The organism is Luteimonas huabeiensis HB2, from assembly GCF_000559025.1.
Taxonomy (GTDB): domain Bacteria; phylum Pseudomonadota; class Gammaproteobacteria; order Xanthomonadales; family Xanthomonadaceae; genus Luteimonas; species Luteimonas huabeiensis.
In genome coordinates this window covers 1-6323 of record NZ_JAAN01000049.1, presented here as the reverse complement: position 1 = coordinate 6323, position 6323 = coordinate 1, and the positions used below count along the sequence as shown (strand labels likewise).

Sequence of the window (6323 nt, the reverse complement as noted above, 5' to 3'; positions counted from 1 at the left end):
CGGGGGAAGGAAAAAACAGGATGCCCCCGCTCGCGGGGGAAGGGAAAGACAGGATGCCCCGCTTGCGGCGGAAGGGTGCCCTCCGCGTCGAATGACGATCCAGCCTGGGGACGTCGTGCGTGCGTTCGGCTACGATCCCGCCAGGGCATAGGGGATGCCCGTTCGCGCGGCCGGGGGGCTGGCAGGTCGCAGGGGAAGACGATCTCGACGTTCAGGGGAGCCGGGATGATCAACAAGCTGTTGGGGCTGCTGGTGCTGTGCATCGCCGGGGCCGTGGCGTACGACCACGGCAGGTCGCTTTCGGAGGCCGATGTCCGGGCCCACTACGCCGGCCAGATGCAGGCGTACCGCGATTCGGACGCCGAAGCGCTGTGCGCGACGATGGCGGAGGATTTCAGCATGCGGGTCGTCGAGCGCGCCGACGGCGCGGCGGCGCGCTCGACGCTGGACCGGGCGGCCGCCTGCGAGCAGATCAGGGACACGATGCGGCTGACGAACCTCCTGGCCGAGCGGTCGCAGGGCTTGCTCTCGATCGACCTCGCCTACGACATCGGCTCGATCCGGATCTCGCACGATCGCCGGCGCGCCACGGTGGAGGTGACGAGTACCGCCAAGGTGGGCGAGCACCTGGTCGCGCGTTCGCGCTCCCGCGAGGTGCTGTCGCGCGCGTTCTGGCGGATCCGCAGCCACGGCGGCGAGTCGCAGATCTGGGCCTACCGCGGTTGAGGCCGCGCTCGGCGGTCAGCCGTAGCGCGCCAGAAACATGTCCACCGCGCCGTCGGCCACCGCCTTCTGCCGTGCGCGGCCCAGCGGCGGCTGGCCGAGGGCGAGTTGCGGCCAGAACGCCGCGCCCTTGAGCAGGGATTCGAGCTGCGCGGCGGCGAAGGCGGGATCGCGGGTCTTCAGCCGCCCGTCCGCGGCGGCGGCCCGGATCCAGGCCGCGAAGCCGGCCTCGCGGTGGCCCAGGCGCGCGATCATGGCGCGGGCCAGGTCGGGCGAATGCATGCCGGCCACGATCGCCACCCGCGCCAGGTCGATGAAGTCGGGATCGTGCATCAGCCGCAGCTTGCGCTGCGCCAGTTCCAGCAGCTGCGCGCGCAGCGGGGCGTCGGGGCGGTAGGGCAGGGACAGGTCGTCCTGCCCGCGCGCCAGCATCGCTTCCAGGATGTGGCCGAACAGCGCTTCCTTGCTGGGAAAGTGGTTGTAGACCGTGCGCTTGGACACGCCCGCGGCCGCGGCGATGCGGTCCATGCTGGTGGCCTCGTAGCCGGCGGCGCGGAACTCGGCCAGCGCGGCGTCCAGGATCGCCGCGCGCTTGCGGTCGGTCAGGCGGGGAGCGGGCGCGGCCTCGGTCATGGCCGAGATTCTACACCGGGCGGTTTACTTCCCGGCGGTTCGTACCTACACTGCACGGTGTAGTTTCCTGAATCGCCGCCATGCCCAGCGCCTCCGCCGCCCTGCGGCCCCGCCGCCCGCGATGGCGCCGGGCCGCCCGCCTCTCCGTCCTCGTCCTGGGAGTCTCCATCGTGTCCGCCTGCGCTCTGCCCGCCCTCTTCGGCTTCCGTACCGGCGCCGACTATTCCGCCTCGCCGCAGGCATCGGACGGCCGCTTCGCCAACCCGCTGCCGCGGCCCGCCATGGGCGTCGTCAAGACCGCGCGCCTGGCCTGGGACTTCTTCTTCCACAAGCCCGAGGGCGCCGTGCCCGCTGCGCCGCCGCCGGTGCTGCCGCTGACCCGCGCCGAGCTGGAGGCCGCGCCAGACCGCAGCCTGTACCGGCTGGGCCATTCCACCCTGCTGCTGAAGCTGCGCGGCGGCTTCTGGATCACCGACCCGGTGTTCGCCGAGCGCGCCTCGCCGTTCGCCTGGGTCGGGCCCAAGCGCTTCCACGCGCCGCCGATCGCCCTGGCCGAGCTGCCGCCGTTGCGCGGGGTGCTGATCTCGCACGATCACTACGACCATCTCGACCGCAGCGCCGTGGCGGCGCTGGCCGACAAGGCCGAGGTGTTCCTGGTGCCGCTCGGCGTCGGCGAACGGCTCGTCGCCTGGGGCGTGCCCGCGGACAAGGTGCGGCAGTTCGACTGGTGGCAGGAGGCGACGATCGACGGCCTGCGCATGGTCGCCACGCCCGCGCAGCACTTCTCCGGCCGCGGCCTGTTCGACGGCGATCGCACGCTGTGGGCCTCGTGGACGATCCTGGACCCGCCGCAAGGCGAGGGCGACCGCGGGCTGCGGCTGTTCTTCAGCGGCGACAGCGGCTACTTCGACGGCTTCGCCGAGATCGGCCGCCGCTTCGGGCCGTTCGACGTCGCCATGCTGGAGACCGGCGCCTACGACCGCCGCTGGGCCTTCGTGCACATGCAGCCGGAGCAGACCGTGCAGGCGTTCCAGGACCTGCGCGCGCGCTGGCTGCTGCCGGTGCACAACGGCACCTTCGATCTGGCCATGCACGCCTGGGACGATCCGTTCGAGCGCGTCAGCGCCCTGGCCGCCGACCGCGGCATCGCCCTGGCGACGCCGCGAATGGGCGAGCGCGTCGACCTGGCCGCGCCCGCGGAGACGTCGGCCTGGTGGCGGGAATGAGCCTGCTGCGGGAGAGGACAGCGTTCCTGCGGGTCCGCAGGCGCGCATTGGCGCCGGCTATTCCGCCGCCAGGCGGCAGTCGATGACGACGCCGTCGCGCACGGCGACGGCGAGGCGGTCCTGGAACGTGCCGCAATCGAGCAGGGCGTCGCCGCCGGCGTCGGCGGCATCCTCGGCCGCGGATACGGTGACCAGCAGGTGCGGGCGGCCCTGTTCGAGCAGGGCCAGCCGTTCGGGGTCGAACTCGGGCGAGCGGAAGCGGACGCGGCCGGCGCCGTCCAGTTCGCGCCGCTCGCGGTGCAGGCCGAGCCAGGGGTCTCCGGTCTCCACGAGGCCGCGCTGCTGCGCGGCGATGGTGGGATAGCCGAACCATTCGGCCTCCACCCGCAGGCCCAGGCGTTCGCTCGCCAGCAGCCGCGCGGCCGGCTCGGACAACACGACCGCCACGGTGACGTCGCGGCCGCTCGCCTCGGCCGCGGCTTCGGCGGCCGTCGAGGCCGGCGGCAGCGCGGGGGCGTCGCCGACCGCGCCGGGATCGCAGGCGGCCAGCAGCAGGCAGGACGCGAGCAGGACGTGGCGCAGGCGCCGCGAAGCGCGTCGGCCCGGGGCGGCCGGGCGCGCAGGCGGCGGAAGCCGCTCCGGCCGCCCGCCGCGAACGCTGGCCGCGCCCATGCGCGCAGGGTCTGCGAACGCCGACGGCCCGCCGCGCACCATCCCTGCGGACCTGCGCGGCGGCCTCATTGCTGCGGTGCGTATCGACATGCGCGCCCTCGCTACTTCATCGCCCCGCGCGCCCACGGGGGCGGCGCGAGGCGCGCATCAGCGTTCGCCTCGCACGCTCCACCGCCCAGGCGCCTAGCGCGGCTTGGCCGGCAGCGGGAACGGGGTGACCACGCGCTCGCCGGAGACGGCGTCGCGGATCGCGGACTGGCCCTTGCGCTCGACTTCCTCCACCCGCAGCACCGCCTGCATCGGCAGGTGCAGCACGCGGGTATCGCCGAACTCGGCGCGCAGGCGCTCCTCGGTGGGATCCACCACCAGACCGTCGTGGACGTCGAACACCAGCTCGGCGACCTCCACGAAGCCCCACAGGCTGCCGCTGGCCACGCGCCGCGCGTACAGCTCGTAGACCTTGCCGTGGTTGAGGAAGCTGACCTTGTAGAGCGGCTTGGACATGGCGCGATTATAGAGCCACGAATCGCCCATCCACGCCCCGCTTTTGCTCCCCGCTTTTCCCCTGACCCCCGGCCCCTGACCCCTGACCCCGGCCCCCGCCTCAATACCCCTGCCGCCGGCGCAACCGCCGCGCGATCGCCCCGCGCGAGGCCAGCGCGAACGCCATGCCGAACAGGAAGCCGCCGGCGTGCGCGGCCCAGGCCACCGCGCCGAAGGCCGGGCCCATGTAGGCGAACGCGACCTGCAGCAGCGCCCAGACGCCGATCAGCAACGAGGCGGGCGCGCGCACGAACTCCAGGAACAGGCCCAGCGGCACCACCACGCCCAGCCGCGCGCGCGGGAACAGCGCCAGGTAGGCGCCGATGATCGCCGAGACCGCGCCGCTGGCGCCGATGATCAGCCGTTCCGGCGCGCCGATGGCCAGCGCGGCGATGAAGTTGGCGAACGCGCCGCCGAGCAGGAACAGCACCAGGAAGCGCAGCGGGCCCATCGCCCGCTCGGCGGGCAGGCCGAAGATCAGCAGGAACACCAGGTTGCCGAGCAGGTGGGTCCAGTCGGCGTGCAGGAACAGCGCGCTGAGCAGGCGCAGCCAGCGCTCCGGCTCCGACCAGGTGCGCCACAGCTCCGGCGGCGCCAGTCCGCCGCTGAGCGCGCCCCAGTCCAGCAGCAGGTCGTGGCGCACCGCGTCCGGCCGCAGGCTCACCGCCACGTAGGCCAGCCACAGCAGGCAGGCCAGCAGCGGCGTGGCCCAGCGGAACGCGGGCCGGGTGCGGGTGGGAATGGCGACGAACATGCGGTGGGCCGTGCGCGGGAGCGGTGAAGATACCGCCTCGGCGATGCCGCAGTGCGTCGGGAGTCCACACCCGACGGTACGGTATAGTGCGCCCGCACCGCGATCGGGAGGGCATTCCGATGCACGGGACCGTGCCGGCACAAGGCGCGGCCGGCGGGCGGTGCGTCCCCCAACCGTCATCGGAGACCTCACCCCATGCGCAATCCATCCCGTTTCCTGTCCCGTTCGGCGCTGGCGCTCGGCGTCGCCGGCGCGCTGGCCTTCGCCGGCAGCGCCCACGCCGCGGCCTTCCAGCTCAAGGAAAACAGCGCCAAGGGCCTCGGCCGCGCGTTCGCCGGCTCGGCCAGCGCCCCGGGCGACGCCTCGATCATCGTCAACAACCCGGGCGGCATGCGCGGCCTCGACGGCCGCCAGGTGCAGGTCGACCTCAGCGTGATCAGCTTCAGCGCCGACTTCGAGGGCACCGGCGGCTACGCGGGCGGGCTGGGCGGGCCGATCAGCGGCGGCAACGGCGGCGATGCCGGCAAGGTCGCGCCGGTCCCGGCCGCGTACTTCCACACCCCCTTCGGCGAGGACGACCGCCTGCACTTCGGCATGTCGCTGACCGCGCCGTTCGGCTTCGCCACCGAGTACGACCGCGACTGGATCGGCCGCTACAACGCGGTCAAGACCGAGCTGGAGGCGATCGACCTCGGCTTCGCGCTGTCCTATGACGTCAATCCCTACCTGTCCTTCGGCGCCTCGGTGTTCGCGCAGCACCTGAGCATCGAGCTGGGCAACGCGGTGGACTTCGGCTCCATCCTGTACACCGGCGGCGGCGCGCCGCTGGGCTTCCGCCCCGGCAACGCCGACGGCTTCACCACCATCAAGGGCTCCAACACCGACATCGGCTGGACCGTCGGCGGCCTGTTCAGCATCACCGAGAACACCCACATCGGCCTGAGCTACCGCTCCAAGGTCGAGCACGACATCGACGGCGACGCCTACTTCGACGTGCCCGACGACGCCGCCTCGGTGCTGGGCCAGGTGCGCCCGGGCTGGTTCATCGACACCGACGGACAGGCCACGGTGACCCTGCCGGCGGTGTTGACCGTCAGCTTCACCCACGCCTTCAACGACCGCTGGTCGCTGATGGCCGACCTGTCGCGCACCGCGTGGAAGCCGGCGTTCGACTCGGTGACCGTGGACTACGGCTCCAACCAGGCCGACACCGTGCTCGAGTTCGGCTACGACGACTCCACCTTCGGCTCGATCGGCGTCGACTACCGCGTCAGCGACCGCCTGACCGTGCGTGGCGGCCTGGCCTACGACGAGACCCCGACCTCCTACCAGCACCGCGACGTGCGCGTGCCCGACCAGACCCGCAAGTGGCTGTCGCTGGGCCTGACCTGGACCCCGTCGGAGACGCTGGAGTACAACGTCGGCTACACCCACCTGTTCGTCAACGACGCCAACGTGGACACCACCTCGGCGACGGCCAACCGCGTGCGCGGCGCCTTCGACGTCGGCGGCGACATCCTGGCCGCGTCGGTCAACTACAAGTTCTGATCCGGCTGCCGGGCGCAGGCCCGGTGCCGAGTCGCGACGGCCCCGCGCGAGCGGGGCTTGTCGTTTGCGGCGTACGCGTTTCTAGGCTGTATCGACATTCAGCGTGCGAAAGAGGCCCTCTTCGGCGTCACGCTGCTTTTCCCCTTGCCTCGCAAGCGGGGAGCGTTCTGTTTTTTCCTTCCCCCGCGAGCGGGGGGAGGTGCCGAAGGCGGATGGGGGCACGC

General features: G+C 72.5%; 7 protein-coding genes. 3 read left to right on the top strand and 4 right to left on the bottom strand.

Annotated features, from left to right (window positions below; all coding sequences use genetic code 11):
- The first annotated feature begins 225 nt into the window (after positions 1-225).
- Positions 226-726, top strand: coding sequence for a hypothetical protein (locus tag Z164_RS0118915; protein ID WP_024892207.1), 501 nt, complete (start codon positions 226-228; stop codon positions 724-726).
- Positions 727-741: 15 nt separating this feature from the next.
- Here Z164_RS0118915 and Z164_RS0118910 read toward each other — a convergent pair whose 3' ends face one another.
- A complete protein-coding gene (locus Z164_RS0118910; protein WP_024892206.1) occupies positions 742-1356 on the bottom strand; it encodes a TetR/AcrR family transcriptional regulator in 615 nt (204 codons plus the stop codon).
- 80 nt (positions 1357-1436) lie between these two features.
- Here Z164_RS0118910 and Z164_RS0118905 point away from each other — a divergent pair, with 80 nt between their 5' ends.
- Positions 1437-2582 (top strand): MBL fold metallo-hydrolase, encoded by a 1146-nt coding sequence (locus Z164_RS0118905; RefSeq protein WP_024892205.1) that lies wholly within the window; start codon positions 1437-1439, stop codon positions 2580-2582.
- A gap of 57 nt (positions 2583-2639) precedes the next feature.
- On the opposite strand, the gene Z164_RS0118900 is transcribed toward Z164_RS0118905, so the two are convergent.
- The 3 genes from Z164_RS0118900 to Z164_RS0118890 form a co-directional block, all read right to left on the bottom strand.
- On the bottom strand, positions 2640-3254 hold the full coding sequence (locus Z164_RS0118900) for a hypothetical protein (RefSeq protein WP_152541060.1): 615 nt from the start codon (positions 3252-3254) through the stop codon (positions 2640-2642).
- A 183-nt stretch (positions 3255-3437) separates the two neighbouring features.
- Complete coding sequence (locus Z164_RS0118895) at positions 3438-3758, bottom strand: DUF1820 family protein (RefSeq protein ID WP_024892203.1); 321 nt, start codon at positions 3756-3758, stop codon at positions 3438-3440.
- Between the two features lie 100 nt (positions 3759-3858).
- Positions 3859-4551: a rhomboid family intramembrane serine protease gene (locus Z164_RS0118890; protein ID WP_024892202.1), complete on the bottom strand. Its 693-nt coding sequence runs from the start codon at positions 4549-4551 to the stop codon at positions 3859-3861.
- Positions 4552-4746: 195 nt separating this feature from the next.
- On the opposite strand from Z164_RS0118890, the gene Z164_RS0118885 reads away from it, so the two are divergent.
- Entirely contained in the window at positions 4747-6099 is a 1353-nt protein-coding gene (locus Z164_RS0118885) for an outer membrane protein transport protein (RefSeq protein WP_024892201.1), read from the top strand.
- The last annotated feature ends 224 nt before the right edge of the window (positions 6100-6323 follow it).

Bases quoted from the DNA above. Each gene is read 5' to 3' on its own strand.
- Z164_RS0118890 (WP_024892202.1), bottom strand. From the start codon at position 4,551: ATGTTCGTCGCCATTCCCACCCGCACCCGGCCCGCGTTCCGCTGGGCC.
- Z164_RS0118905 (WP_024892205.1), top strand. From the start codon at position 1,437: ATGCCCAGCGCCTCCGCCGCCCTGCGGCCCCGCCGCCCGCGATGGCGC.
- Z164_RS0118885 (WP_024892201.1), top strand. From the start codon at position 4,747: ATGCGCAATCCATCCCGTTTCCTGTCCCGTTCGGCGCTGGCGCTCGGC.
- Z164_RS0118900 (WP_152541060.1), bottom strand. From the start codon at position 3,254: ATGGGCGCGGCCAGCGTTCGCGGCGGGCGGCCGGAGCGGCTTCCGCCG.
- Z164_RS0118910 (WP_024892206.1), bottom strand. From the start codon at position 1,356: ATGACCGAGGCCGCGCCCGCTCCCCGCCTGACCGACCGCAAGCGCGCG.
- Z164_RS0118915 (WP_024892207.1), top strand. From the start codon at position 226: ATGATCAACAAGCTGTTGGGGCTGCTGGTGCTGTGCATCGCCGGGGCC.
- Z164_RS0118895 (WP_024892203.1), bottom strand. From the start codon at position 3,758: ATGTCCAAGCCGCTCTACAAGGTCAGCTTCCTCAACCACGGCAAGGTC.